This is a genomic window from Alkalicoccus saliphilus, from assembly GCF_003044065.1.
Lineage (GTDB): Bacteria > Bacillota > Bacilli > Bacillales > Salisediminibacteriaceae > Alkalicoccus > Alkalicoccus saliphilus.
Window position 1 is genome coordinate 1 of sequence record NZ_PZJJ01000035.1, and the last position, 25,637, is coordinate 25,637.

21 protein-coding genes are annotated in these 25,637 nt (G+C 49.1%); 9 read left to right on the forward strand and 12 right to left on the reverse strand.

Annotated features, from left to right (window positions below):
- Window positions 1–194: 194 nt before the first annotated feature.
- Together C6Y45_RS14805 and C6Y45_RS14810 are read right to left on the reverse strand one after the other, a co-directional pair.
- Window positions 195–689, reverse strand: coding sequence for a hypothetical protein (locus C6Y45_RS14805; protein WP_107586013.1), 495 nt, complete (start codon window positions 687–689; stop codon window positions 195–197).
- A 66-nt stretch (window positions 690–755) separates the two neighbouring features.
- On the reverse strand, window positions 756–2,624 hold the full coding sequence (locus C6Y45_RS14810) for an LTA synthase family protein (protein ID WP_107586014.1): 1,869 nt from the start codon (window positions 2,622–2,624) through the stop codon (window positions 756–758).
- A 437-nt stretch (window positions 2,625–3,061) separates the two neighbouring features.
- Between C6Y45_RS14810 and C6Y45_RS14815 the strand changes: the two genes are divergently transcribed.
- The 3 genes from C6Y45_RS14815 to C6Y45_RS14830 all read left to right on the forward strand — a co-directional run bounded on the left by C6Y45_RS14815 (window position 3,062) and on the right by C6Y45_RS14830 (window position 7,511).
- Entirely contained in the window at window positions 3,062–4,294 is a 1,233-nt protein-coding gene (locus C6Y45_RS14815) for an aminopeptidase (protein ID WP_107586015.1), read from the forward strand.
- A gap of 372 nt (window positions 4,295–4,666) precedes the next feature.
- A complete protein-coding gene (locus C6Y45_RS14825; RefSeq protein WP_107586033.1) occupies window positions 4,667–6,013 on the forward strand; it encodes an alanine/glycine:cation symporter family protein in 1,347 nt (448 codons plus the stop codon).
- 148 nt (window positions 6,014–6,161) lie between these two features.
- The gene (locus tag C6Y45_RS14830) at window positions 6,162–7,511 is read left to right on the forward strand and encodes a YjiH family protein (protein ID WP_107586017.1); all 1,350 of its coding nucleotides are present in this window, start codon (window positions 6,162–6,164) and stop codon (window positions 7,509–7,511) included.
- Window positions 7,512–7,625: 114 nt separating this feature from the next.
- Here C6Y45_RS14830 and C6Y45_RS14835 read toward each other — a convergent pair whose 3' ends face one another.
- Window positions 7,626–8,381 (reverse strand): glucose 1-dehydrogenase, encoded by a 756-nt coding sequence (locus C6Y45_RS14835; protein WP_107586018.1) that lies wholly within the window; start codon window positions 8,379–8,381, stop codon window positions 7,626–7,628.
- Between the two features lie 398 nt (window positions 8,382–8,779).
- Here C6Y45_RS14835 and C6Y45_RS14845 point away from each other — a divergent pair, with 398 nt between their 5' ends.
- A complete protein-coding gene (locus tag C6Y45_RS14845; protein ID WP_107586020.1) occupies window positions 8,780–9,493 on the forward strand; it encodes a 5-formyltetrahydrofolate cyclo-ligase in 714 nt (237 codons plus the stop codon).
- Window positions 9,494–9,516: 23 nt separating this feature from the next.
- Here the strand turns inward: C6Y45_RS14845 and C6Y45_RS14850 are convergent, their stop codons facing one another.
- Window positions 9,517–10,743, reverse strand: coding sequence for an MFS transporter (locus tag C6Y45_RS14850; RefSeq protein ID WP_107586021.1), 1,227 nt, complete (start codon window positions 10,741–10,743; stop codon window positions 9,517–9,519).
- 109 nt (window positions 10,744–10,852) lie between these two features.
- On the opposite strand from C6Y45_RS14850, the gene C6Y45_RS14855 reads away from it, so the two are divergent.
- Both C6Y45_RS14855 and C6Y45_RS14860 read left to right on the forward strand, forming a co-directional pair.
- Window positions 10,853–11,746: a LysR family transcriptional regulator gene (locus C6Y45_RS14855; RefSeq protein ID WP_107586022.1), complete on the forward strand. Its 894-nt coding sequence runs from the start codon at window positions 10,853–10,855 to the stop codon at window positions 11,744–11,746.
- A 46-nt stretch (window positions 11,747–11,792) separates the two neighbouring features.
- Window positions 11,793–12,452 carry an SDR family NAD(P)-dependent oxidoreductase gene (locus C6Y45_RS14860; RefSeq protein WP_107586023.1) on the forward strand — a complete coding sequence of 220 codons (660 nt, stop codon included), beginning with the start codon at window positions 11,793–11,795 and terminating at the stop codon, window positions 12,450–12,452.
- Window positions 12,453–12,925: 473 nt separating this feature from the next.
- Here C6Y45_RS14860 and C6Y45_RS14870 read toward each other — a convergent pair whose 3' ends face one another.
- The 5 genes from C6Y45_RS14870 to C6Y45_RS14885 form a co-directional block, all read right to left on the reverse strand.
- The gene (locus C6Y45_RS14870) at window positions 12,926–13,300 is read right to left on the reverse strand and encodes a RidA family protein (RefSeq protein ID WP_107586025.1); all 375 of its coding nucleotides are present in this window, start codon (window positions 13,298–13,300) and stop codon (window positions 12,926–12,928) included.
- A 23-nt stretch (window positions 13,301–13,323) separates the two neighbouring features.
- The gene (gene coaA, locus C6Y45_RS14875; RefSeq protein WP_425427871.1) at window positions 13,324–14,280 is read right to left on the reverse strand and encodes a type I pantothenate kinase; all 957 of its coding nucleotides are present in this window, start codon (window positions 14,278–14,280) and stop codon (window positions 13,324–13,326) included.
- A 151-nt stretch (window positions 14,281–14,431) separates the two neighbouring features.
- Window positions 14,432–15,286 carry a transglutaminase family protein gene (locus tag C6Y45_RS18000; RefSeq protein WP_245922674.1) on the reverse strand — a complete coding sequence of 285 codons (855 nt, stop codon included), beginning with the start codon at window positions 15,284–15,286 and terminating at the stop codon, window positions 14,432–14,434.
- Between the two features lie 54 nt (window positions 15,287–15,340).
- Entirely contained in the window at window positions 15,341–16,291 is a 951-nt protein-coding gene (locus C6Y45_RS18005) for an alpha-E domain-containing protein (RefSeq protein WP_245922675.1), read from the reverse strand.
- The gene (locus C6Y45_RS14885) at window positions 16,284–17,744 is read right to left on the reverse strand and encodes a circularly permuted type 2 ATP-grasp protein (protein ID WP_107586026.1); all 1,461 of its coding nucleotides are present in this window, start codon (window positions 17,742–17,744) and stop codon (window positions 16,284–16,286) included. The genes C6Y45_RS18005 and C6Y45_RS14885 overlap by 8 nt, the downstream gene beginning before the upstream one ends.
- 206 nt (window positions 17,745–17,950) lie before the next feature.
- Between C6Y45_RS14885 and C6Y45_RS14890 the strand changes: the two genes are divergently transcribed.
- The gene (locus C6Y45_RS14890; RefSeq protein ID WP_107586027.1) at window positions 17,951–19,141 is read left to right on the forward strand and encodes a M20 family metallopeptidase; all 1,191 of its coding nucleotides are present in this window, start codon (window positions 17,951–17,953) and stop codon (window positions 19,139–19,141) included.
- 74 nt (window positions 19,142–19,215) lie between these two features.
- Window positions 19,216–19,887: a type 1 glutamine amidotransferase domain-containing protein gene (locus C6Y45_RS14895; protein ID WP_107586028.1), complete on the forward strand. Its 672-nt coding sequence runs from the start codon at window positions 19,216–19,218 to the stop codon at window positions 19,885–19,887.
- Window positions 19,888–20,298: 411 nt separating this feature from the next.
- Here C6Y45_RS14895 and C6Y45_RS14900 read toward each other — a convergent pair whose 3' ends face one another.
- The 3 genes from C6Y45_RS14900 to fdhD all read right to left on the reverse strand — a co-directional run bounded on the left by C6Y45_RS14900 (window position 20,299) and on the right by fdhD (window position 24,282).
- Entirely contained in the window at window positions 20,299–21,942 is a 1,644-nt protein-coding gene (locus tag C6Y45_RS14900; protein WP_107586029.1) for a glutamine--tRNA ligase/YqeY domain fusion protein, read from the reverse strand.
- Window positions 21,943–22,022: 80 nt separating this feature from the next.
- Window positions 22,023–23,219 (reverse strand): class I SAM-dependent rRNA methyltransferase, encoded by a 1,197-nt coding sequence (locus C6Y45_RS14905; RefSeq protein WP_107586030.1) that lies wholly within the window; start codon window positions 23,217–23,219, stop codon window positions 22,023–22,025.
- A gap of 247 nt (window positions 23,220–23,466) precedes the next feature.
- Window positions 23,467–24,282, reverse strand: coding sequence for a formate dehydrogenase accessory sulfurtransferase FdhD (gene fdhD / locus C6Y45_RS14910; protein ID WP_107586031.1), 816 nt, complete (start codon window positions 24,280–24,282; stop codon window positions 23,467–23,469).
- Window positions 24,283–24,896: 614 nt separating this feature from the next.
- On the opposite strand from fdhD, the gene queF reads away from it, so the two are divergent.
- Window positions 24,897–25,385, forward strand: coding sequence for a preQ(1) synthase (gene queF, locus C6Y45_RS14915; protein ID WP_107586032.1), 489 nt, complete (start codon window positions 24,897–24,899; stop codon window positions 25,383–25,385).
- Window positions 25,386–25,637 lie beyond the last annotated feature (252 nt).

Genomic DNA, 25,637 nt, shown 5'->3' on the forward strand with positions numbered 1-25,637 from the left:
TCTGTGAATGTTTTTTTCGTCATGATCTTCTCCCCGATCTTTACTCATTATCTATTTCTCATTATACAAAAAAGTACCCTATAGGTAGACTTTTTAATGTGTCTACTCTATAGGGTACACTTTAATTCGGGCGGCTTTTTATAAGGTTTGTATACCGTACACGAAAAGGCCTGTCAGCTTGTTTTAGATGCTTTTTAAACTTCCACTGCAACCCGGGCTTCTTTTGTATGCCGGTTCAGTTCCTCATATGTTTTTGCAGGATAGGCTACAATGAAATGAACCGAACGGTTGTATATTTTTTTACTGACGAGCAGTTCTACGTAACCGCCTTCCATATCAAACTTTTTCACTCTTTTCCACTCTGAAACAAAGGTGATTTTATGCAGGATCGGTACGAATAATACGTAGGAGTCCGTAGTAACGAAGTAGCCTCTCCAGTCAGAGCGGGTGATGAGAGCAGGAACCATACTGCGCACTTCCTGTTTCGTAAAAGAAGCTGCTTTATATTTGCAGAACCAGTAAACAGCCAGGTCAAAACCTATAGTGATCAGAAGTGCCGCGGCAATACTTGCCAGCCCGAGAAGTGTCTGCCCGGGGATCAGCATTATCGGCAGCAGGATGCCAAGAACAAGCAGGAAGACCGCGTAACGGAGGTATCTTCCGAGAAAGGGATTTCCGTAGCGTACCATGGCAGTCACCTCCAACTAAGTTAATGCTGACTAATTCCCTTTTTTAACTTATTTCAAACCATTTATTTACACATCTTCTTCTTCATCAAAGAAACGGAATAGGTCTCCGTAAATAATCTGGTCGGAATAGTACAGCTCCTCCTCCCCGCGTTCCGCCGCCTCCAGACAGTCCGTTACCGGTAGTTCTTCGCCGCTTCCGGAGGCAAAACACTGGTCCCCGGTATAGAGAACCTCATCCGTCACGACTTCCCCGGAGCGGAGCACGGCGAATTCTTCCCGGTCTTCCGCGAGCAGGTCGCTTCCGAACATGACATGCTTTTCCTGCGGCAGGCCGAGCAGGTTGAGCATCGTCGGCATAATATCAATATGCCCGCCGACGGTGGAGCTCGTGAAAGCTTCGTCCTCCATCCCCGGGACGTGGATAATCACCGGCACCCGGTCGAGCTTCAGCGCCTCATACGGGCCGATATCCTCGTCCAAAAAGCTGCCGAGCTCCTCGTAGTGGCTTTCGGCAATGCCGTAGTGGTCCCCGTACAACACAAACATCGTATCTTCATACAGCCCGGCTTCCTTGAATTCGTCGAATAGGACGCGGACCGCTTCATCCGTGTAGCGGACGGCCGGGAAGTAGCGGTTGACGATATCACTGTCTGTATCGGCCGGGTCAATAAAGTAGTCCTCATCATCGAGCTCATACGGAAAATGATTCGTTAAAGTGAGCTTCGTCGCATAAAACGGCTCCGGAAGCTCCTGGATATAAGGCATCGACTGTTCCACGAAATCAATATCCCTCAGTCCCCATCCGACTGAATTGCCTTCGTGGACGTCGTAATATTCCACATCATAATAATAATGGTAGCCGAGCCGCGGATAGACGTTGTTCCGGTTGTAGAACGTTTCATCATTCGCATGAAACACAACGTTTTCATAGCCATGTTCCCCCAGCTGTTTCGGGAGCGGTGTAAGTTCATTGTCAGGGTGGGTATGAAAGACTGCTCCGCGGCCGAGAGGATACAGCGAATTGTTGACCATAAACTCCGTATCGGATGTCTTCCCCTGTCCAGCCTGATCGTACAGGTTATCAAAATAGAAACTGTCTTCAGCCAGCTCGTTTAAAAACGGCGTGACTTCCTCGCCGTTCACCGTTTCCCCCATCGCAAACGTTTCCAGGGACTCGAGCGACACGACCACGACATTTTTTCCTGCTGCCGCCCCATGAAAGCTCATGTTCGGTTCGGTCTGATGTTCCTCCAGGTGGGCCTTAATGTCGTCGAGGTCCTCCCGTTCGGCAAACGCCGGCTGCGTACCGGTCGTTAAATGCAGAAACGCATCGTAGAAATAAAAATTATAAATACCGAGGTTTTTGACCATATGTTCCCGGTCAAACGAATGGGCCGGCGTTTCCGCCTCCCCGGGATCGGCCTGGCTCAGCAGAATAATCGCGACCGCTGCCGTACCGATCAGGGCGTATTTTCCTTTTGCCTCCCGGAACCCGGTTTTTTGAACCGTTAAAAACGGCGGTTTTTTGACCATGAACCAGCCGAGCACGAACAGATCGGCAAAAAACAGGATGTCCCACCACTGAACAAGTTCCACGACACTCGTCGTCAAGTCCCCGGCGTTTCCGCTCATGACGAGCATCGGCAGGGTAATAATGTCGGCAAATTCCCGGTAATACACCGTGTTGCTGTAAAGCACGACCGTTAACAGCAGACTGATCGAAAAATAGTATGTCCGCTGCCAGGAAGCTTTTAAAAGCATGCCCAGTCCAAACACGATGAGCAGGAACGCCAGCGGGCCTGCGGCAAAAATGACCGTTTCCAGCCAGTGGGTCATCACAAGATCAAACGTGAGGAAAGAGACCAGCACGGTTTTGATCCAGAGTACTGCCAGGCAGAGCAGCATGAAACGGTGACGTCTGAAAAATTCCCGCATAATGCCCCTTCCTTTCTTTATAATCAATATATGGCAGTTTATTAGTTATATTTATTTTAATCAGTACCGTCTATATTTCACAATTAAGACGGGCTATTTACACGCTTTTATAGATTAATTTCCCGGCTGCTGCAGCTCTTATAAAAGGCTGTCTCGAAAATAAAAGAGAAAAACAAAGCAGAAACCGGCAGGACGGTCGAAATGAAGTCTTTTCCTGTTATCGATGCGGCTTTTTAAAAAGGGGTGCAGGCCTTACTTTCGTCCATTATCGGCCTCGGTGAAGCTTGATACGATCCTGTGGAATAGGCTCTTGTTATATACCCTTTTTCAGCTGTTTTAAATCTTATGGTAAAACCGCCCCTGTGCTGAAAGTTTCTATTTTTTAAGGAAACTGATACACTAAACGGGGAATTATTAACTATAGGAGGATGAGAAATATGGCTTCATTCGATGAAAAAATTGATAAATATGCAGAGCTTGCTGTAAAAGTAGGCGTAAATATCCAGAAAGATCAGACGCTCGTGATCAACGCACCGATCGAATCGGCGGATTTTGTACGTACTGCCGCCCGTAAAGCCTACGATGCCGGAGCGAAAAATGTTCATGTGGAATGGAATGACGATGTTCTTACCCGCATCCGCTACGATAAGGCCCCATTGGAATCCTTTAAAGAATTTCCTGAGTGGAAAGCCCGTGGAATGGAAACCCTCGCAGAGGATGGGGCCGCCTTTATGACGATCAAATCGACGGACCCGGACCTTCTTCAGGGAGTGGAATCCGAAAAAATTTCCGAAGCGAATAAAGCCGCCGGTCAGGCAATGAATACATTCCGCAAATATATTCAATCTGATAAAGTCAGCTGGCTTGTTATTTCCACCCCTTCCCCGGCATGGGCAGCCAAGGTTTTCCCGGACGAGCCGGAAGAAAAGCAGATGGAAAAGCTTTGGGAAGCCATCTTTGAAGCGACACGTATCAACACGGAGGATCCGGTGGCGGAATGGAAAAAACATGACGAAAAACTTCAGTCCAAAGCAAAAGAGCTTACGGCACGTAAATACAAAAAGCTTCATTACACCGCCCCGGGAACGGATCTGACGATCGAACTTCCGGAAAACCACGTCTGGATCGGCGGAGGCGGCCCGAATACAGAAGGTACACACTTTGTTGCCAACATGCCGACAGAAGAAGTTTTCACCGCTCCTCAGGCCGACGGAGTGAACGGCACGGTCCGCAACACGAAACCATTGAACTATGGTGGAAACCTGATCGACGATTTCACGCTTACTTTTGAAAACGGAAGCGTAACAGATTTTTCTGCCGGACAGGGCGAAAAAACACTTCAAAATCTTCTGGATACAGATGAAGGCGCCCGCCGTCTCGGGGAAGTGGCACTCGTCCCCCACAGCTCTCCTATTTCGCAGAGCGGCATTCTTTTCTACAATACTCTCTATGACGAGAACGCCTCCAATCACATCGCTCTCGGAAGTGCCTATTCTACGTGTGTAGAGAACGGCGCAGATATGTCAGAGGAGGAACTGAAAAAAGCCGGACTGAATACGAGCATTACCCACGTCGATTTCATGATCGGTTCTGCCGAAATGAACATTGACGGAATCAAAGCCGATGGAACATCCGAACCTGTTTTCCGAAACGGAGAATGGGCGGAATAAATTCCCCTTTCATACTGCAGAAAAGCTGTCTCCCGGAGGCAGCTTTTTTTTATGATTTTAACAAAGTATTTATGCCCTGCTGCTTACGGTTTCGGGGCACCCCTCTATTCAAACAGAACCGGCAGTGTTTTTTCAGGATGCTTTCTTCTTTGACAGAAAATGTAACAAATTAATTTCCATCCTTTCACCTGCAGCTTTTTACCTGTATGCCTGTGTATGCTCCTCTTTCAGCATAAAGCAGGCCTTCTTTCCTCTTAATAAATCCCCTCATTTTTTCATATTTTTGAAATTAATTCTTTTTTATTCGAAGTTTTCCGAATATAATGAAAGAACACATAGATAAAGGGGGAGATAACTTTGCAGGAAACAATTATGAATTTTTTAGGACAGGTCAGTGATGTCGTATGGGGGATTCCTACGCTTATACTGATTGTCGGAACAGGGCTTTTCCTGACAATCCGCTTAAGCTTTCTACAGTTCCGGACGCTTTTTTACGGGCTTAAGCTGGCATTTACCCCCAGTAAGCAGGATAAAAAGTCCGCAGGTGATATCAGCCACTTTGAGGCGCTCACCACGGCGCTTGCCGCAACTATCGGTACCGGTAACATCGCCGGTGTCGCAACAGCGGTTGTGCTAGGGGGACCGGGGGCTGTTTTCTGGATGTGGCTCAGTGCCCTGTTTGGTATGGCTACAAAGTACGCGGAAGCAATTCTTGCAGTTAAATACCGGGAAAAAGACCACCGCGGGCGCATGTCCGGTGGACCGATGTATTACATCGAGAAAGGTCTAGGGCTGAAATGGCTGGCTGTACTGTTTGCAGTGTTTGGAGCAGTCGCAGCTTTTGGAATCGGAAATATGGTGCAGTCCAATTCCGTTTCCGGAGCATTGAACGAAACGTTCAACGTTGATCCATTTGTTACAGGTATTGTACTTACTATTCTTGCCGGCCTTGTTATTATCGGCGGTATCCGGGCTATCGGACGGGTTACCGCGTTCGTTGTTCCATTTATGGCTTTATTTTACGTGCTTGCCGGCGTTGTTATCATGATACTTAACTGGGAGCTCGTCCCGGGAGCGGTTGCCTTTATCTTCACAGACGCCTTCACCGGCCAGGCAGTTGCAGGTGGTGCCGTTGGTGCCGTTATCCGCTGGGGTGTTGCACGTGGTGTATTCTCCAACGAAGCAGGTCTCGGTTCTGCACCGATTGCCGCTGCCGCTGCACGTACAGATTACCCTGGACGTCAGGCACTCGTATCCATGACACAGGTATTCATCGATACGATCGTTGTATGTTCCATCACTGGTATCGTTATCGTTATGGGGGATATGTACATCGGTGGGCCCGATGGTGCGGCTCTGACCTCCGCCTCCTTTGAAATGTTCCTCGGTCCGACCGGCAGTACGATTGTGGCGATAGGCCTTGTGTTCTTTGCCTTCTCCACCATTCTCGGCTGGTCCTATTACGGGGAAAAATGTTTTGGGTACCTGTTCAGCGACAAAGCAGGCCTTTATTACCGGGCAGCTTTTGTTGCAGCTATTTTCTTCGGTGCCATTGCCGAGCTTGACCTCGTATGGTCCCTTGCCGACGTTATGAACGGTCTGATGGCTATTCCAAACTTAATCGGACTTCTCGGTCTGAGCGGTGTGGTAGCCATGGAAACGAAGAAGTTCCTGAAAGTAGCAAAAGAAGAAAAAGCACGCGATCTTGCAAGAAGATAAATGATCATAATCAGAAGGAGGGTGCTGTCATTGCCAGCACCTTTTTTTCTACTCCAGCTTCGAAGAAATATTTATTGCGTTTTCATCCCTAGTCTATTAAAATAAATTCTTGTGAATAATTATAAATATTTTTAAAGAGGTGAAACTAATGGAACCTCGTTCTCCATTAAAATTTATTATCTTCTCGCTGATCGGTGCAGCGTTGTTTATAACCCCTATCCCTACAGAAGAAGGCTTTACGATACCGGTGGCCTTTTTGTCGGGACTCGCACAGGATATTCTCTCAGGAGCTCTCCCACTTATTCTTACGGTCGTTGTGCTTTTGAGTTTTATCGGAACGATACTGTATAAAACGGTCCGTCCTAATGCAATGGAAAAAAGTGAATTTCTCCGCAGATTATTTGATGTTTCCCTGTTTTGGGTGATCATCCGGGCTTTTGCGGCCGTTTTTGCCGTCATGACATATTTCCAGCTTGGACCGGAATTTATCTGGTCGGAGTTTACCGGAGGTCTTCTGCTGGAAGGACTGCTTCCGACACTCTTTACTATTTTCTTTTTTGCAGGACTCTTTCTCCCGCTGCTGCTGAATTTTGGGCTGCTCGAATTTTTCGGGGGACTTCTCACGAAAGTTATGCGTCCGTTGTTTACACTTCCGGGACGTTCTTCAATCGACTCTCTGACTTCCTGGCTCGGTGACGGAACAATCGGGGTCGTTTTGACGAATAAACAGTATGAAGAGGGCTATTATTCCCAGAGGGAAGCTGCCGTTATCGGAACGACGTTTTCCGTCGTATCGATTACGTTTTCCCTCGTCGTTATCGAGGAAGTCGGTCTGTCCCACATGTTTCTTCCGTTTTATGGAACAGTAATTTTCGCAGGAATTGTGACGGCTCTTATTATGCCCCGTATCCCGCCGCTTTCCCGTAAGCCCGATACGTATGTAAACGGCATGGATAAGCAGCTGGACGAAACGATTCCGGCTGATTACCGGAACCAGAGCTTCGGTACAGCGAAGTTCGGTTTTGATCTTGCATCAAAGCGTGCAGCTAAAAACAGCAGTATCACAGCTTTTTTTTCACAGGGAGGGAAAACAGTACTCGACATGTGGCTTGCAGTAGCCCCTGTGGTGATGGCCTTTGGTACAGCTGCGACAATCATTGCTGAATTTACTCCTGTATTCGCGTGGCTCGGAGCTCCGTTTATTCCGCTGCTGCAGCTGATGAACGTTCCGGAAGCGTCCGCCGCCGCGGAAACGCTTGTCGTCGGCTTTGCCGATATGTTTCTTCCGGCTATTTTCGCTGCCGGAATCGAAAGCGAAATGACCCGCTTTATTATCGCCTGTGTGTCCGTAACGCAGCTCATTTTCCTTTCCGAAGTCGGGGGGGTTCTGCTCGGTTCAAAAATACCGGTCACTCTACGCGACCTGTTTATTATCTTCCTGGAACGGACACTTATTTCCCTTCCGGTTATCGTTTTAATTGCCCACCTGATTTTTTAATCAGTCCGTAGCTGGAAGCCGGACGTATAAATATGTATAAACCAAAAAGGAGCTGCCGGTATTTGCCGGCAGCTCTTCATTTATACATGGAGATTCGTTTTCAGTCAGGAGACACTAGACAGCAGTCCATCCTCCGTCTGCTGTAACGACTGCTCCGTTAATGAAACTGGAATCCTCCGAGGCGAGAAACAGCATGACAGAAGCAATTTCTTCTGCTTGTCCGAGCGGGGGCTCTCCTGCTTTCGCGATTGCTTTTCCTCCGAGCGGGTTCGGATTGTCGATTGTGCTGCCTATATTCGTCTGAACCGCTCCCGGGGCCACGGCGTTACAGCGGATTCCATAATCCGTACTGTAGACTGCTGCCGTATTTTTTGTCATTCCGAGCAGGGCGTGTTTGGAAGCGACGTAGGCTGACCCACCTCTTGCACCAAAAAGTCCTCCTACGGAAGCGTTATTAACAATTACTCCGCTTTTCTGACTCATCATATGTTTTAAAGCGGCGCGCATTGCCATCATCGGACCTGTTACATTCACCTTCATGACCTTATCCCACTGTTCATTCGTTACGTCTCCGACCGGGATAAAGTTATCCATGACTCCTGCGTTGTTCACGAGCACATCAATAGAGCCGTAGCTGTCCACCGCTTCCTGCACCATTTTTTCGACGTCTTCCTGCTTCGTTACGTTCACCTGCACTGCTTTTGCTTCTTTTCCTAAGCCTTTGATTTCTTCGGCGACTTCTCTTACTGTTTCTTCGTTCATGTCTGCTGCCACAACGTTTGCCCCTTCTTTTGCAAACAGTATGGCAGCTGCCCGGCCCATCCCGGAACCTGCCCCCGTAATAACAGCTGTTTTTCCTTCCAGTTTCATCTTCCCTCACCCTTTCTTTTTTCATATAGGATGTATGCCCGGCTGCTTCTGGAAACGATGCTGTTTCTTGCTACTTCCAGTATAATAAAAAAAGGAAAAAATAAACATATACAATGTTCCTTATACTGTTGTTCAGCTCCCGCAGCTGAAGGAAACTTTTTATTAATCTTACCGGATGAAAGAAGATTTGTCCGGGGACTGACCGGCGAGGTGAAGCAGAAGCACCGTTCGGCGAATTCAGGTTTATTCGTAATGTACAAGGCGTATATTTTTATGAAATGATAAAATATTAGGTAACAGGGAGAGTCTGCTCTCTCTGGTTTCCGGACTTCACCTTTTTGATACGATGGACCATCACAGAAAGAAATATACACCACAACGAAGGGAACGAACTGCTAATGGATAAGCAAACACTGCGTGAAAGGGTATGGGAAGAGATGACAAACAAAAAAGCGGGGAGGTTTCCTTTTCCTCTGAAAGGAAGAATTCCGAACTTCGCCGGGGCGGAAAAAGCAGCGGCTCTCGTGTTTGAACTGGAGGAATACAAACGGGCAGAGGTTGTTAAGGTGAATCCGGATTCTCCGCAGCTGCCGGTAAGAGCTCAAATAATCCGGGACGGAAAAACGCTTCTCGTACCAACGCCGAGACTGAAAGATGGATTTATCCTGGTGGATCCGGAAAATGTGCCGGATGGGGAGGAAAAAAAGGCAGCAAGTCTGAAGCATATTCATTCCTACGGAAACGTGGTCCCGCTCAACAGCCTCCCGAAGGTCGATCTTCTTTTCGCCGGTTCCGTGGCGGTTCACCGTGATGGACGACGTACTGGTAAAGGAGCCGGCTATGCCGACCGGGAATACGCGATTCTCCGGGAACTAGGCAATCCTCCGATGCCTGTTATTGGAACCGTTCATTCACTCCAGGTGCGGGACGAAGATTTTGAAACCGATACGTATGACCTTACCCTCGACATTATCGTCACGGAAAAGGAAGTTCTCCGTACCGGTGCGGAAGATCAAAAGCCGGCCGGTATTTTATGGGAACGGGTAACAGAGGAAGAAAAAGAAGCGATGCCTGTCCTCCGTGAAATTGAAAATCTTCTGAACAGCCGGTAGAAGCACCGGCTGTTTTTTTGCAGCTACGCTCTGCCCGGTTCGTATGCTTTTGCTTTCTTTGTTTCCACGGTGTTCGTCAGCCGGAAGAGAATTAATGCCGAAAGGACAGCTGCCCCGAGAAAAGCGATCATCATCGCAGCAAGACCCGGCCACCCTCCTCCGGTCCAGAAAAAACCACCGAGCGGTCCGGCTGCGGTCGATCCTCCATAGTACAGAAACAGGTAAAGAGAGGAAGCCTGTGATTTATTTGAAGCCGCGATCCGGCTTACCCATCCGCTCGCTACGGAATGACTTACAAAAAAGCCGAACGTAAAAATTCCGATGCCGATTATTTTTACCGTCAGATCCGGAACGAGAGTAACTGCCGTTCCTGCTGCCGCAAGCAGCAGATTGGCCATGAGCGTCCTCCGGCGTCCGAAACGGTCCAGCAGCCGACCCGTGAGCACGGAACTGAACATGCCGACGACCATAATTAAAAACAGCCAGCCGACGAACGTCTGTGACATTCCGTACGGCTCCTGCATCAGCTCATAGCTGATAAAATTAAAAAGAGCTGTGTTGCTTCCGAGAAGCATAAATCCCATAATAAACAGACAGATCATGGCCGGGCTGCGCATGTGACCGAGCATTCCTTTTCCGAGCCCTGCCAGGTCGGCCTGTTTGGCTTTAAAATTCTGCGATGCCGGCAGACTCCGCCAGAATACGAAGGCTGCCGCAATACTTATCAGGCCGGTGCCTGCCACTGCCGTTTCCCATCCGAACATGCCTCCTGTTACACCGGAAAACACCCGTCCGAACACCGCGCCGGCAGCATTGCCGCTTATGTACAGCCCCATCGCCGCTCCAAGGCTTCCAGGCTCTATTTCTTCTCCAAGATAAGCCATTGCTACTGCCGGGAGACCGGCAAGGGCTACCCCTGTCAAAATACGCATGATGATCATCTCTGTAAATCCGGGCATAAAAGCCGTCAGAAAACAGAGTATCGACGCTGCAAACATCGTTACTACCATGAGCTGCTTGCGGCCGTACACTTCTGAAATTGTGCCAAAAACGAGCATCGCTGCAGCGAGGGAGATCGTGGTGCCGGAAAGCGCCCAGCTTGCCGCAGCAGGCGTTACCCCAAAAGCAGACGACAGCTCGGGCATAAGCGGCTGCATGCAGTAAAGAATCGCAAATGTATTAAACCCTGCCGCAAAAAATGCAGCGGATGTTTTTCTGAATCTGCTCGTTCCACGACGAATTCTTCCCATGCTCCCGCCTCCCGTCTTCTATTTTTATCGTAGCACGGTTTGGTTATGCTGTATAATGCATGATAAGTATTTAATTCATGCATTTTCTGCATATAAGGGAGGCTTTTAAATGGACGAGCAGCAGCTGCGGTACTTTGTAACAGCCGCCGAAATGGAGCATATAACAAAAGCAGCCGAAACACTTTCCGTCAGTCAGCCCGCACTCAGCCGTGCTGTCACAAGACTCGAAAGAGAGCTAGGTGCTCCCCTTTTTGAAAGACACGGACGGTCGGTATCCGTTACAAGCTTTGGGAAAGAATTTTTGAAGCGGAGCAGGCGGATTCTCCAGGAATTCGATGCGGCAAGACAGGACGCTTTGGATCTGCAGGCACCGGACCGCGGAAAAATTTCACTTGGTTTTCTGCATACTCTCAGTACCGGGCTGATCCCGGATCTTCTTGCCGGGTACAAGGCCCGGTACCCGGACGTGCACTTCATACTCGGCCAGGGCCCTTCCCATACTCTGCTTGAGCAGCTGGAAGATGGGGTGTTTGATCTCTGCCTGACTGCTCTGCCGGAATTTTCCTCCAAAGTATCCTGGGAACCGCTGTGGGAGGAGGAACTGTTTATTATTCTTCCTGCCGGCCACCCTCTGGCAGAAAAAGAACGGCTGAACCTTTCTGATATTCAAAAAGACCCTTTTATTCACCTTAAACAGGGCTATTCTCTCCGGCGGTCGGTCGAACGGCTTTTCCGGGAAGCAGGTCTTCCACTCTCCTTCGCATTTGAAGGGGACGAAGCTGACACTGTCGCCGGCCTTGTAGGGGCCGGACTCGGCGTGTCCATCCTGCCGGCTCAGCAGACGGCTGATCCGTCCCAGGTGGTGCAGGTACCGATCGCATTCCCCCGGGCTTTAAGAACTATCGGCCTTTCCCGTATACAGCAGACTTCTGCTTCCCCTGCAGTCCAGGCGTTTGCGGAGTACATCCGCAGAGTTTTGGCCGGAGAACTAAAAAACGAGTGAAACGGGTATAGAACTTTAATACAGCATTTTGGAAAGGAGTATCACTATGGAAGATTCAGCTGTCGTCATTGTTGGAGCAGGATCAGGCATCGGCTATCATACAGCGGCACGATTCGGAAAAGAAGGATTTCACGTTATATTGACGGCCCGCAATAAAGAACGTCTGGAAACGCTCAGTTCGCGACTGAAAAAGAGCGGTGTTAACACTTCTTACGTGGTCATGGACGCATCCAGCGAACCTGTCGTTAAACAGTTTGCCGATACGCTGAAGGAGCAGGGCACAGCGGTCGAAGCTGTTCTGTTCAACGCGGTCGGGGGAACACCGGATGTACCGTCCGAACTTTCCACTGCTGTTGTAATGCAGGATCTTCAGGTGAGCATCGGCGGCATGCTCCATGTTTTCCAGCATCTCCGCCCCCTCTTCACCGAAAAGGCAGCTTTTATCGTTACCGGGGGTGCCTTCGCCCTGGAACCGTATGCCCCGTTCGCTTCCCTTTCCCTTAACAAAGCCGCCCAGCGGAATCTCACACGCTCTCTTCATAAGGAAATGAAAGAAAAAGGTATTTTTGTCGGCACAGTAACTATCGCCGGCATGGTAAAAGAAGGAACTTTTTTCTCCCCGGAGAACATTGCGGAAACGATTTATAAGTTTTACAAAGAACGCCCCGGGTACGAAACCGTCTATGAGGAAACGACGGCTGAATAACCTGCTCGTTAAAGATGTAAAGAGCAGGAACCCCTCGATAAGGGATTCCTGCTCCAGCTTGTTGATTAAATGATCGTTTTAGAATATTTATTCCAGTCCGAGTATAGACTCCTTCTCTTACCGAGCCTGCCGTGGGGCTGGTCTTCAGCTGTTTGGCCTGCGCCATGAATAAGGATCTTCAGACTGCGCTGAAATCCCATCGGCGTCTCCGCCGTTACGGAGGGAAAAGCCTCTCCTTATCGAAGAAAACGGCTTCAATAAAGGGGGGGCATGGTAAAAACCTTTTTTCCATTTCCCTGCTGCAGCCGCAGGGGCGACTCCTGGGCGATCCAGGACGAGGCGAAGATCCATTTCTTCCAACCTGTGGGCGGAAGAAATTAGCTGAGCCCGGCCCGCCCGGAAAGCGTCCCGGAAGGCGAAAGCAGGAACCCCTCGATAAGGGATTCCTGCTCTTTACTGTCCTTTTCAGGAGGCTATTTTTTTGCTATTACTTCCACTTCCACGAGGGCGCCTTTCGGCATCCGTGCCACCTCAACGGCACTGCGTGCAGGATATGGACTTTCGAGATAGGAGGCGTAAATCTCGTTTACGACCGAGAAGTCGTCCATATTCTGCAGGAATATCATCGCTTTAATAATATTTCCTGTATTCACTTCCGCGGCCTCGAGAATTGCTGTCACATTCCGCATGACCTGGTGCGTCTGATTTTCGAGACCTTCCACCATTTCACCTGTGGCCGGATCCAGTCCGATTTGGCCGGATGTGTAAATAAAGCTGTCAATTTCAACAGCCTGGGCATACGGTCCGATGGCTTCCGGAGCCTGGTTCGTGTGAATAATTTTTTTCATAAACAATTCCTCCAAACGGCGGGTTAAATTTTTCTCATCTTAATTTGATTGACGAGGTGATGCGGGCCTTTTCTTAAAATTAAGTCAGCCCGGTGTCTTGTCGGCTGGATATTTTCCTTCAGGTTGCGGTGATTGATTCTGTCCCATATATCTTTGGCAAAATGATACGCTTCCTCATCCGTAAGGTCGGCGTACCGGCGGAAATAGGAAGCCGGGTTGCGGAAAGCTGTTTCCCGCAGCTTTTTAAAGCGTTCCACGTACCATTTAAACACATCTTCCTCTGCGGCATCTACATAGATGGAAAAATCAAAGTAATCGGAGACGTATACTTCGTCTTCTTCATGAATCGTGCGCCGGCGCGGCGGCTGAAGCACGTTGATCCCTTCAATAATGACGATATCGGGCTGCTCAACAATCTGTTTTTCATCCGGCATCACGTCGTACGTAATATGAGAATAAACCGGTGCCTCCACCCGGGCCTTTCCTGACTTTAAGGCTGAAAGAAACTGCAGCAGCTCATGGACATTGTAGCTTTCCGGAAAGCCTTTTTTATTCATGATACTGCGCCTTTCCAGCTCATCGTTGGAATACAGGAAACCGTCCGTCGTTACAAGGTCCACTCTCGGATGGCGGTCCCACCGCGAAAGAAGAGTGTGAAGAACCCGGGCGATCGTACTTTTTCCGACAGCTACACTTCCTGCGATACCAATAATATAAGGCACCTTTTTTTCCTGTTTCTGCAGAAAAATGGACCGGCTTCTGTACAGCTCCTGGGAAGCGATCGTATGAAGATGGATCAGGCGCGTCAATGGAAGATAAATATCTGCAACCTCATCCATGTTCAAAACATCGTTAAAACCTTTCAGTTTTTCTATTTCATCTGCTGTAATTTCCATTGGGTAGGACTCCCGGAGCGCCGCCCATTCATGACGTGTGAATGTAGTGAACGGTGTCACGTTGTCCATAACTCCCATACTCATAGTGCATCCCTCGTATCCCATGGTCTATGCCGGTATTTTCTCACAAACAGACGGCAGCTGACCAGTCATTACGGCCAGAAAATACTGTAACCGTTTTCCCGATTATATCTGCCTATGGCGAAAATATCCAGTCCCCAGCTGAAAAAACAGCTTAGTGCTGTTCAAGCAGCTGGACCCCGACGCTGACATCAAGAGTATGCCGGCCTCCGCGGTACACCCCTTCCACCGGGCTCGTATCCAAATAGTCGCGGCCTGTTCCGACACGGATATGCTGCTCCATCGCTTCTACATTATTCGTTGGATCAAGACCGGCCCATCCTATACCCGGGATCATTACTTCGACCCAGGCGTGGGTGGCGGAGTCCCCAACCAGGGCGGAATCTTCCCCGACATATAAATATCCGCTTACGTAACGCGTCGGGATTCCGCTCGCCCGAAGCGCCCCGATCATCACATTCGTCAGATCCTGGCAGACACCGCCTTTCAGATCGAAAGACTCCTGAGCTTTTGTCTGTACTCCGGTCGCTTCTGTATCGTAGGAAAATCTGCTGTATACGTAATCCATGACGGACAGGGCGTACTTTATCGGATTCTCGGGATTGTCCGCCGCTTTTTTAATATCTTCATGCTGTTCCTCACGAAGAAACGTGTAGTCAGTATCTGCAAGGTAGGCAAGGTAATGCTTTCGGAAAAGCTCAGAGCTGAAAATGGTTTTCATTTCATCGGAATATTCGACCATCCGGATGAATGGACTTTTTTGAATGCTTACGACGGAAGTCGTTGTGATTTTCAGTTCCTTATGCGGTTCGGCAATAAAGAAAGTTTCTACATTGTTTCCCCATATATCTACATGCTCCTTCGTAAGGGAGACAGGATGAATTTCCGGTTTATAGGAAAGAAGCCGCTGACATTCATCGGTTCTTGGTTTCAGGCGGATTCTGTTAAGGCTCTGGTCTACAAGCGTTTCGTATTCAAAATGGTTGATATGCTCAATTTGATATTTCATAGGTGCCTCCATTTATTGTTGAATAGGTTGGAATATACTGATGATATGTTTCTCTCAAACAAAATAGTACGTTCTGGCAAAGATACTGCTGATCCGGTTGCAGTCATTCTGGAATTTATCAAGGAAGGGTCCGATTTCATCCATCCCCAGCTTCCGGAATTTAATTTTCATAAATTCCTGGGTCACCCGGTCCATCGCGTCAAACAGCTCTTCCGAATAGTGGGAAACCTGGCCGGACTCCAGCTTCATCACCGTTTCCCGGACGTGTTCCATGCAGTATTCGATGGAGCGCGGAAACTGCTCATAGGAAATGAGGAAGGAGATTACCTGCGCCGGCTCCATTTTTGGAGGGAACCGTTTCAGATAGGCATCGTACCCGTTTAAAAACTGCAGTGCACTCAGCCAGTAGTAGTAGTGGTCTGTCTCGGTCTGCAGCTTAAGTTCCTTCGTTTTTTCACTTACAACGTTCAGGACCCGGGCTGTTTTCTCGCCCCTTTCCATCCATTTGCCGACTTTAATAAAGTTGTAGGCTTCTTCCCGGAGCATGGACGCTTCAATCACACCCTGAAGAGAGAAGGAAAGTTTCTGTATATCGCGAAGATACTCGTGGATCCTCTGCATGGACCACGTATCGACATTTTCATTCTGCATGCTTAAATGATGCTCGTTCAGAATTTCCCAGAGGTCCTCCGGGATGACTTCCCGGACCGACCGGGCATTGTTCCGGGCGTTCTCCATACAATTAATAATCGAGTTGATATTGGTCCGGTCAAAACAGATGTACCGGGCTATTTTTTCGGCTTCACAGACTGGATGGATATCGTAGTATTCGCTGGAAACCGCGCATATATCAAGAATCATCTCCCAGTCACCCTCGGCAAGCGGCCCCGCTTCCGATGTTTCCAGGGCATTAATAAGCCGGGTCTTAAGCACCCTGGCGCTGCTCTCTGCTCTCTCGACGTTTCTCGCGATCCAGAAAAGGTTGGAAGCAACTCTGCTAAGCATTATTTTCAGCCCCTTCCCTTAATACCCACGTGTCTTTTCCCCCGCCGCCCTGGGAGGAGTTAACGACAAGTGACCCTTCTTTAAGCGCTACCCGTGAGAGTCCGCCCGGCAGGACGTGGATATGATCACAGCCCACCGCGAATACACGGAGATCGACGTGGCACGGATAAAAACGCTCCTGTTGAAACGCAGGGGCCCGTGAAAGCTGAATCGTCGGCTGAGCAATATACTGCGCCGGATTCTCCAGTATCTTTTCCTTAAAAATTTCAATTTGTTCCGGCGTGGACTGCGGTCCGATAAGCATATCGTACCCTCCGGAGGCACCGACATTTTTAACGACGAGCTCCTCCAGCCGGGAAAGCACATCCTCCCTGGATGCTTTATCGCTTAGAAAATACGTATCCACATTGGGAATCAGGGGGTCCTCCCCGAGATAATACCGGATCATTTCCGGCACGTAGGCGTAGACGGCTTTATCGTCTGCCACACCGTTCCCTACGCCGTTTACGACAACGGCATTATCTTTACGGCAGGCTTCCATCAGTCCGGGGACCCCGAGAGCCGAATCGTCCCGGAACTCTTCCGGATCGAGAAAGTCATCATCTATACGCCTATAAATAATATCCACCCGCTGCAGCCCCCGCATCGTTTTCATATAGACGATGTCATTTTTGACAAGCAGATCCTGACCTTCCACCATTTCTATTCCCATCTGCTGGGCGAGAAAGACGTGATCGTAATAGGCAGAGTTGTACATTCCCGGCGTAAGCAGTACTGCCGTCGGGTTGTCCGGAGAAAGCGAATTGGCCGGAACGTGGTTCAACAGCGCCTGGTACAGGTGGGAAAACTGATGTTCCAGCGTCCGGATATCATGTTCCAGGAAAAATTCCGGAAATACTTTCCGCATGACGAAGCGGTTCTGAAATACATAGGAGAGGCCGGAAGGGTTACGCAGGTTATCTTCCAGCACGCGGTAGACACCGTTCCCGTCCCGTATAAGGTCGATGCCGGCGAGATAAATATGATTCCGGTGGGGGAGGTTCAGCCCTCCTGCCTGCTGTTCATAATAATACTGGTTATTTTCTATCAGATCGCGCGGCACAACGCCATCTTTCAATATCTTTTTTTCGTTATAAATATCTTCCAGAAAATAATTGAGCGCCTTGACGCGCTGTTTTATCCCTGTTTCGATCTTTTCCCAGTCCTCCGCCGGTATGATAATCGGAATAAAATCAAACGGCATCGTACGTTCCGTTCCCCCGTCTTCATGGTAGACCGTAAAGGTAATCCCCTGACGCAGAAAACTCAGCTGGGCTGTTTCGTGCTTTTCGAGCAGCTCGTCATCCGCCAGTTTCTGCAGGATGCGGTAAAATTTTTCGTAATGGGGGCGGACTTTACTGCTCTCCGCCACCATTTCATCGTAAAAAGAAGAAGAAGGATAGTTCTTGAGCATAAACTTCGCCTCATTTCTGGGTGAATTTTCGGATTTTTCTTAATAATTTCTATTATACCCTGTTTTTTAAAGAATCCTACCAATTTTTTCTGCAGAACTTGAAAATACCTTTATATGGATATAACCGCGCTTCAAGTTGTTTCCTCTCCCCCGCTGCGTTAAAGTAGGACTATACGATTTTATTTAGAGAAAGGAAGCGTTGCCGTGTGAGAGAAGCGATACGAAAAAAGCTGGAGGAAAACCGGCCTGCATTTTACGAAGTAAGCCAGTACATTGGGCATAACCCCGAGCTCGGCAATGAAGAGTTTAAGGCAGCGGACAAGCTCGTCTCTCTTCTCAGGGACAACGGTTTCGAAATTGAACAGAACCCCGAAGGACAGCCTGCTACTGCTTTTGCTGCAAAAAAAGATTCCGGACGACCGGGTGCTCATATAGGATTTATGTGTGAGTATGATGCACTCCCCGGGCTCGGTCATGCCTGCGGACACAACCTTATCGGTACACAGGGAGCTGCTGCTGCGATCGCCTTTGCTGCAGCACTTGAAGAATGCGGCGGTTCCGTATACGTCTACGGAACCCCGGCGGAAGAAACGAATGGTGCGAAGGTAACGATGGCGGATGCCGGGATGTTCGACCACCTTGATGCCGCTTTAATGGCCCACCCGTCCTCCGATTACGTCAAAAGCGGATCGTCACTTGCGATGGACGCGCTGGAATTTTCTTTTTACGGAAAACCCGCCCATGCCGCTGCGGCACCGGAGGAAGGCATTAACGCTCTGGACGCAGTTATTCAGACGTTCAACGGCATTAACGCGCTCCGGCAGCATGTGACTCCGGATATACGTATTCACGGTGTGATACCGGAAGGAGGAAGCGCTGCAAACATCGTTCCGGAATTTGCTTCCGCACGGTTTTACGTCCGGGCCGAAACCCGAAAGACAGTCGATCCGGTGTCTGAAAAAGTTAAAAACTGTGCCCGTGCCGCTGCGCTTGCCACCGGTGCCCGGCTCGAAATCAATAACTATGAATACTCCTATGACGACATGAATACAAACGAAGCGCTGTCGAGTGTGTTCACTGCGCAGCTGCATACACTCGGTGTGCCGCCGGAAGCTATTCACGAAGAAGAAAAAGGCAGCGGATCGCTCGATATGGGAAATGTCAGCCAGCGCTGCCCATCGATACATCCGTACGTACAGATTACGCGCCGTCCGGTTTCTGCTCATACGGATGCTTTCCGGGAGGCAGCACTCAGCAGGGAAGGCTTTGACGGAATGATGACAGGAGCCGGCGCCCTGGCACTGACAGCGTGGGAAGTTGCCTCCAATGACGCTGTACGGGAGAGAATCAGAAGAGAGTTTGATCAGCGCATTCATCCGGTGCGGCAGCACCAATAGGTTTAACGCCTCCGATAAAGGGGAATTTCCACCTTTGTAATGATCGTACGAACTTTTCAAGGAGGTATTTTCCTATGAGTAAAAAAGTATTAATCGTTGTAACAAGTGCAGATAAAATTGCCGGAAATGATACCGGACTGTGGCTCGAGGAGTACGCCGCGCCGTACGTTACGTTTGTACAGGCCGGATATGATGTTGTTGTAAAAAGTATCGAAGGCGGCCAGGTGCCGCTTGATCCGAACAGCCTGCCGGAAGAAGAAAAACTGGAATGGCAGGAAGCCCAGTCCATACTGACGAATACAGACAAACTGTCGGAAGAAGACGTTTCTGCCGGCTACGATGCTGTATTCCTTCCAGGAGGCCACGGCACTGTTTTTGACTTTCCGGAAAACAGCCTGCTGCAGCAGGTGCTCCGTGCCCACGCTTCCAGTGATAAAGTCATCGGTTCCGTATGCCACGGACCGTCCGCACTCGTCCATGCGACGTATGAAGACGGCACCCCGCTCGTAAAAGGCAAGAAAGTAAGTGCCTTTACAGACGCCGAAGAACGCGACATGGGTCTTCAGGACGCTGTGCCGTTTCTTCTGGAAACAGCACTCCGTGAAAAAGGCGCTATCTTTGCAGGCGGCGACAACTGGACGGACTTCTCTGTCCGGGACGGCAGTCTTGTGACCGGGCAGAACCCGATGTCCAGCCAGAGTGCAGCTGACAAAGTCGTAGACGCTATTGAAGGACGAGATTCGTAAACCTTTGTTATAACGCCAAAAAACCTCCCGCCGGCCGGCAGGAGGTTTTTTTATGAAAAGCGAAACAGAATACGCTTTTTCTGCAGAAGGAAAACGACCGCCGTGGTGAGTGGTAGAATTATTCAGCGAGCTGGTAGAAAAACGCCGTCAGCTGGAAGTATTACTTTTATCTGAAAGAAAACAATCGGGTGCTGGCAGTATTCCGGGGCTGCCTTGGAACTATCCCTTGAAAAGCTGCCGCTATTCCACGTAAATTTGGTAGAATTACCGCCCCTCTTCTCCCTTATTGAATCTTTTTGACTATCAATCTGAAAACACATATCCTAAACAAAGAATCCCATCGGCCTTGGACCGATGGGATTTTTTCTATACCTATGCTTAAAGCTGTTACGAACCGGCCCCTGCCTACTTCTACTTCAGTTTAAAAGAACTTTTCAGTCCGACAACCCGGTTAAAAACGAGTTTTTCCGACGTGCTGTCTTTTGGATCCACGTTAAAATAGCCGTGGCGGAAAAACTGGAATTTATCGTGCGGCTGCACGTTTTTCATGTTCGGTTCCACAAATCCGTGCTGTACTTTCAGGGAAGAAGCATTGACGTGGTCAAGGAAAGAATCCCCTGCCGCTTCATCGTCAATTAACGAATCGTACAGCCGGAATTCCGCCGGCACCGCTTCGGAAGCATCTACGTAGTGAAGCGTTCCTTTTACTTTTCGTCCGGTAAAGCCGGATCCGCTTTTTGTTTCCGGATCATACGTGCAGTGAATTTCCGTGATTTCCCCGTTTTCATCTTTAATTACATCGTGGCATTTAATAAAGTAGGCATGCTTAATGCGGACTTCATTGCCCGGATACAGCCGGAAATATTTCTTCGGCGGGTCTTCCATGAAGTCTTCCCGCTCGATGTAAATTTCCCGGGAAAACGGAATTTCCCGCGTGCCCATTTCTTCATTTTCCGGATTGATATCAGCCGGAAGCCATTCAACTTCACCTTCCGGATAGTTGGTAATGACCACTTTAAGCGGATCAAGAACAGCCATCGTCCGCGGTGCTTTCAGTTTCAAGTCCTCGCGCAGGAAATGTTCCAGCATGCGTACATCAACGAGATTATCCGCTTTGGATACACCGATTTCCCGGCAGAACTGCTTGATTGATTCCGGAGTGAAACCACGGCGGCGGAGACCGGAAATCGTCGGCATGCGTGGATCATCCCAGCCGTCCACGTAGTTTTCATCGACGAGCTGCTTCAGTTTCCGTTTACTCATGACGGTATTCGTCAGGTTCAGCCGGGCAAACTCAATCTGCTTCGGCTCCCCGTCCAGCTCTGCGTGCTCTACGACCCAGTCATAAAGCGGGCGCTGATCCTCGAACTCCAGCGTACAGATCGAATGGGTGACTCCCTCGATCGCATCCTCCAGCGGATGGGCGAAAGAATACATCGGATAGATGCACCAATCTGATCCTGTGTTGTGGTGCTCGGTATGCGAAATACGATACAATACCGGATCGCGGAGGTTGATGTTCGGCGAGCTCATGTCAATTTTGGCACGGAGCACTTTTTCCCCGTCACCGAATTCCCCCTGTTTCATCTGTTCAAACAGCTCGAGATTTTCCTCGATGGACCGGGAACGGGACGGGCTTTCTTTTCCTGCTTCTGTCAGCGTCCCCCGCATTTCACGGATTTCCTCCTGGGAAAGGTCCTCAACGTAGGCAAGGCCTCGTTCAATCAGCCTGACTGCCTGACGGTACATTTCGTCAAAGTAGTTGGAAGCGTAGCGGACGGCTTCCGGTTCGAAGCCGAGCCAGTGTATATCCTCGAGAATCGCATCCACATATTCTTTATCTTCTTTCAACGGGTTCGTGTCGTCAAAGCGGAGGTTGGTTCTTCCGCCGAATTCATCGGCCAGTTCAAAATTCAGCACAATCGACTTCGCATGGCCGATATGCAGATAGCCGTTCGGCTCCGGAGGAAATCTCGTAACAATTTCCTCATAGCTGCCTTCTTCCATGTCTTTCGTTACAATATGTTTAATAAAATGGGTGTGGTTTTCACTCATGTCGGTTCCCCTTTCTGTTTTACCAGTTTCCGTTAATATCCTTATCTTTTATACCATAACCTGGCTGTTTCTGCACCGTTTCAGCTGAGCTTCTGAATAAAATACACCTTCAGGTAGCTGCCTTCCGGAAACGCCGGATCGGTTAAAAAATCGTCCGGCAGGGAAAAAGATTCCTGTATGCTGTAGCGGTGGCCGGTTTCTTTGAAGGCTTCGTCGATAAATGCCCGGAATTTTTTACGGGTCATGCCGGCGTGGTTCGTGGAGGCAATGATTGTGCCTCCCTCGTTCGTTACCGGGATGGTTTCCTTCAACAGTTTCCCGTAGTCTTTCGCAGCACGGAAAGTCGTTTTTTTCGTACGGGCAAAGCTCGGCGGGTCCAGAATGACGACATCGTAGCTTTCTCCCCTTCTTACTGCCCGCTTGTAGTACTGAAAAACGTCATCTACGATAATACGGTGCTCGTCAGGATCTATCCCGTTCATCCGGAACTGCTCCTCAGTTTTTTCCCGGCTCCGGTTGGCCGCATCCACGCTCGTCGTCGCCGCAGCACCTCCAAGGGCTGCTGCCACTGAAAAAGAACCGGTGTAGGAAAAGGTGTTAAGCACCGTCTTTCCTTTGGAGTACTTCTCTTTCAATGTTTTTCTTATCTCTCTCTGGTCAATAAAAATACCGGTCATCGCCCCGTCGTTTAAATACGTGGCAAAAACCATGCCGTTCTCTTTTACAGGAAGCGGAAAACCGGCCGGAGCACCGGCAACAAAGTCGTCGTCACTTACATATCCGCCTTCTTCGGAAAATCGTTTCTTCTCATAAATACCGACAGCGTCCGTCGTGTTTAAAACCAGATCCACGATCGTCTTTTTAAAGCTGTAAATGCCGGCACTGTACCACTGGATCACATAATATCCGTCGTAGTAGTCGATAATAAGGCCCCCGAGGCCGTCTCCTTCGCCGTTTACTACACGGAAAACGGTCGTGTTTTCGTCTTCAAAAAAACGGGTCCGCCGGCCGAGTGCGACCATGAGCTTTTTTTCGAACAGCCGCTGATCGACGGCTTCTTTTTCGTTGCCTGTCAGTATCCAGCCGGCTCCTTTATTCTGTTCCCCGTAGTAGCCGCGTCCAAGAAACGTGCCGTCCTCTGTTTCAATACGGAGAATTTCTCCTTCTTCTTCCAGTACGGCCGGATTTGTCACCGCTTCTTTCAGAAGGAGGGGAAAGCCCTCCTCGTATTTTCTTACGAAGTTTTGTTTAATACGCACTGCTTTCTCTTCCATCATCTATCTCCTCCCGTCCGCTTTCAGGGACATTTAAACACAAAAAAAGCCGCACCGATCCCAACGTGTGTTGATTCCGCCCTGCGGCCGCATGTGAAAAAGCTCTCCCTGTCCTGTGCTTATTCAGCAGTCAGACAGGCAGAGCCGGCTCTGTCGTTGAAATTGTACGCGTTCTGCTGCATTCATCCCGCGTCATCTCCTTCAGTAAGCTGTTGCCTTAAAATTATCACACCGGTGGAGAGATTGCAACTCAGCTGGAGATGCGTCCAGCGTGCGTATAAACGTTAAAACGGTTCCTCCGGATAAATCCGACAGCCGTGATTCCGAGATCCTCTGCCAGGTCGAGCGCAAGGCTCGTGGGAGCGGACTTCGACAGCACGATGCCAACGCCGATTTTGGAAACTTTCAAAAGCACCTCTGAAGAAAGCCTTCCGCTGAAGACGATAACTTTATCCTTCAGAGGAATACGGTTCCGGACACAGTAACCGAACAGCTTATCGAGCCCGTTGTGGCGGCCGATATCCGACCGGGTCAAAAGAAGGCCTTCCGGTGTTCCGAGACTGACATTGTGCAGCCCTCCGGTATTATGAAAATCCTCCGATCCCTCCTGCATATCTTTCATCAGCTGCAGACACTGGTCCGGTGTTATGTGTACGTCGGAACGGACTGTCCTTGCTGTACGGCGGTCGTTTTCAAAATAAAACTGGCGGCTTTTTCCGCAGCACGATCCGATAACACGCTTCGAAACACCGAGCCGGTCAACCGGCCGGAATTCTTTCAGCTCCGCATAAACGAGGCCTCTTTCCGCTGAAATATCAAGGGACGTCACGTCATCTGCCGAACGGATAACTCCTTCAGACAAAAGAAAGCCGTACGTCATATCCTCCAGGTAGGACGGCGTGCAGAGAAGGGTGGCAAACTCCTCCCCATTTACATAAATCGTAAGCGGGGCTTCGACGGCCACTTCATCATCAGGTGTCTGCCATTCTCCATTTTCGTACGTGACGATCGACCGCTTCTCGCTGACTCTTTCCTGTTCTACACTTATATTTTCTTTTCCACTCATCGTATTTCACCTGTCTTCCCCAGCTTTTTAAATTTAGACTGCCTTGAAAATAAAGAGAAACGTTCGCTTTCGTTTCCATGGAGAGGCTTTCCGAGCGGGCCGGCCTCAGCTAATTCTTCCCTCTTTTGTCGGTCAGAATGGATCTTCAGCTCGTCCTTCATCGCTCTGGAGTCCCTCCATGTCTCCTCCATCTTCCGGTCAAAAGACAACGTTCTTCTTTTGAAGGAAGAAGCAGGCGATGTAAAAACCAAAGATACAGCAGGTCGTTTTCACCCGCCATGGTACAACTATTTTGCATGAGTTTTTCTGTTAAAGCTCCGTCTTATTTTTGAAAGTTGCCTACCGCTCTTTTCACCTGCCGCGGAGATTGGAAGATCCCGCAGGACACAACCTGTCCAAAAATTAAGCGTTTTCAGTTTGTTGTTAAAACTTATCAGGGTACGTTAAGAAAATTCGTTTTTTCTATGAAACAGCCTCTGTTGATTCAGAAGGACGTTAAAAATCCTGCTTCTTTACGTTTCTTTCATTATATCACGGGTGCCGGACGGTGGCATAATCGTCCGGGACGAGGTAAGATAGGAGGCGTAAACTGATAGAAGAAAGGAACGATATATATGGCGCACAACCGCGATGAAGAAGTCGATCTGCTCGGCAATACAAACGTCGACTATAAAATGGATTATGATCCATCCATCCTTGAATCTTTTGAAAACCGTCACCAGAACCGCGATTATTTTGTGAAATTCAACTGTCCGGAATTTACGAGCCTCTGTCCTAAAACCGGCCAGCCGGATTTTGCAACGATTTACATCAGCTATATTCCGGAGAAGGATATGGTAGAGAGCAAGTCTCTCAAACTCTACCTTTTCAGTTTCCGAAACCATGGGGATTTTCATGAAGACTGCATGAATACGATCATGAATGACCTGATTGAGCTGATGGATCCCCGCTACATCGAAGTGCTCGGTAAATTCACCCCGCGCGGCGGCATTTCCATCGATCCGTACACCAACTACGGCCGGCCGGGGACGAAATACGAAAAGATGGCTGAACACCGCATGATGAACCACGATCTTTATCCGGAAAACATCGACCACCGCTAAAATCCGGTAAATAAAGCCTCCGTCCTTTTTATTAAAGTGTACCCTTTGTAAAGGACATTTTTAAAAAGCCTAAGCTACTTCTAGAAGATGATCCCTGTATTGCACAGGGGTCATCTTTTTGCGGTTTGATACTCTGTCAAGAAACTAGACACGTATAATTGGGATTTGATCGTTTCTTCTACCGCGCTCTCGCTTGGTGGCATTCGATAGACAATCAGGGAGACCCTGAATGTCTATCGAATGGACAGATGA

Coding starts and splice junctions, on each gene's coding strand:
- C6Y45_RS14825 (WP_107586033.1), top strand. CDS start 4,667: ATGAATTTTTTAGGACAGGTCAGTGATGTCGTATGGGGGATTCCTACG.
- C6Y45_RS14885 (WP_107586026.1), bottom strand. CDS start 17,744: ATGCTCAAGAACTATCCTTCTTCTTCTTTTTACGATGAAATGGTGGCG.
- C6Y45_RS14855 (WP_107586022.1), top strand. CDS start 10,853: ATGGACGAGCAGCAGCTGCGGTACTTTGTAACAGCCGCCGAAATGGAG.
- C6Y45_RS14835 (WP_107586018.1), bottom strand. CDS start 8,381: ATGAAACTGGAAGGAAAAACAGCTGTTATTACGGGGGCAGGTTCCGGG.
- C6Y45_RS18000 (WP_245922674.1), bottom strand. CDS start 15,286: ATGAAATATCAAATTGAGCATATCAACCATTTTGAATACGAAACGCTT.
- C6Y45_RS18005 (WP_245922675.1), bottom strand. CDS start 16,291: ATGCTTAGCAGAGTTGCTTCCAACCTTTTCTGGATCGCGAGAAACGTC.
- C6Y45_RS14815 (WP_107586015.1), top strand. CDS start 3,062: ATGGCTTCATTCGATGAAAAAATTGATAAATATGCAGAGCTTGCTGTA.
- C6Y45_RS14870 (WP_107586025.1), bottom strand. CDS start 13,300: ATGAAAAAAATTATTCACACGAACCAGGCTCCGGAAGCCATCGGACCG.
- C6Y45_RS14805 (WP_107586013.1), bottom strand. CDS start 689: ATGGTACGCTACGGAAATCCCTTTCTCGGAAGATACCTCCGTTACGCG.
- fdhD (WP_107586031.1), bottom strand. CDS start 24,282: ATGAGTGGAAAAGAAAATATAAGTGTAGAACAGGAAAGAGTCAGCGAG.
- C6Y45_RS14810 (WP_107586014.1), bottom strand. CDS start 2,624: ATGCGGGAATTTTTCAGACGTCACCGTTTCATGCTGCTCTGCCTGGCA.
- coaA (WP_425427871.1), bottom strand. CDS start 14,280: ATGAGTATGGGAGTTATGGACAACGTGACACCGTTCACTACATTCACA.
- C6Y45_RS14905 (WP_107586030.1), bottom strand. CDS start 23,219: ATGATGGAAGAGAAAGCAGTGCGTATTAAACAAAACTTCGTAAGAAAA.
- queF (WP_107586032.1), top strand. CDS start 24,897: ATGGCGCACAACCGCGATGAAGAAGTCGATCTGCTCGGCAATACAAAC.
- C6Y45_RS14845 (WP_107586020.1), top strand. CDS start 8,780: ATGGATAAGCAAACACTGCGTGAAAGGGTATGGGAAGAGATGACAAAC.
- C6Y45_RS14850 (WP_107586021.1), bottom strand. CDS start 10,743: ATGGGAAGAATTCGTCGTGGAACGAGCAGATTCAGAAAAACATCCGCT.
- C6Y45_RS14830 (WP_107586017.1), top strand. CDS start 6,162: ATGGAACCTCGTTCTCCATTAAAATTTATTATCTTCTCGCTGATCGGT.
- C6Y45_RS14895 (WP_107586028.1), top strand. CDS start 19,216: ATGAGTAAAAAAGTATTAATCGTTGTAACAAGTGCAGATAAAATTGCC.
- C6Y45_RS14860 (WP_107586023.1), top strand. CDS start 11,793: ATGGAAGATTCAGCTGTCGTCATTGTTGGAGCAGGATCAGGCATCGGC.
- C6Y45_RS14900 (WP_107586029.1), bottom strand. CDS start 21,942: ATGAGTGAAAACCACACCCATTTTATTAAACATATTGTAACGAAAGAC.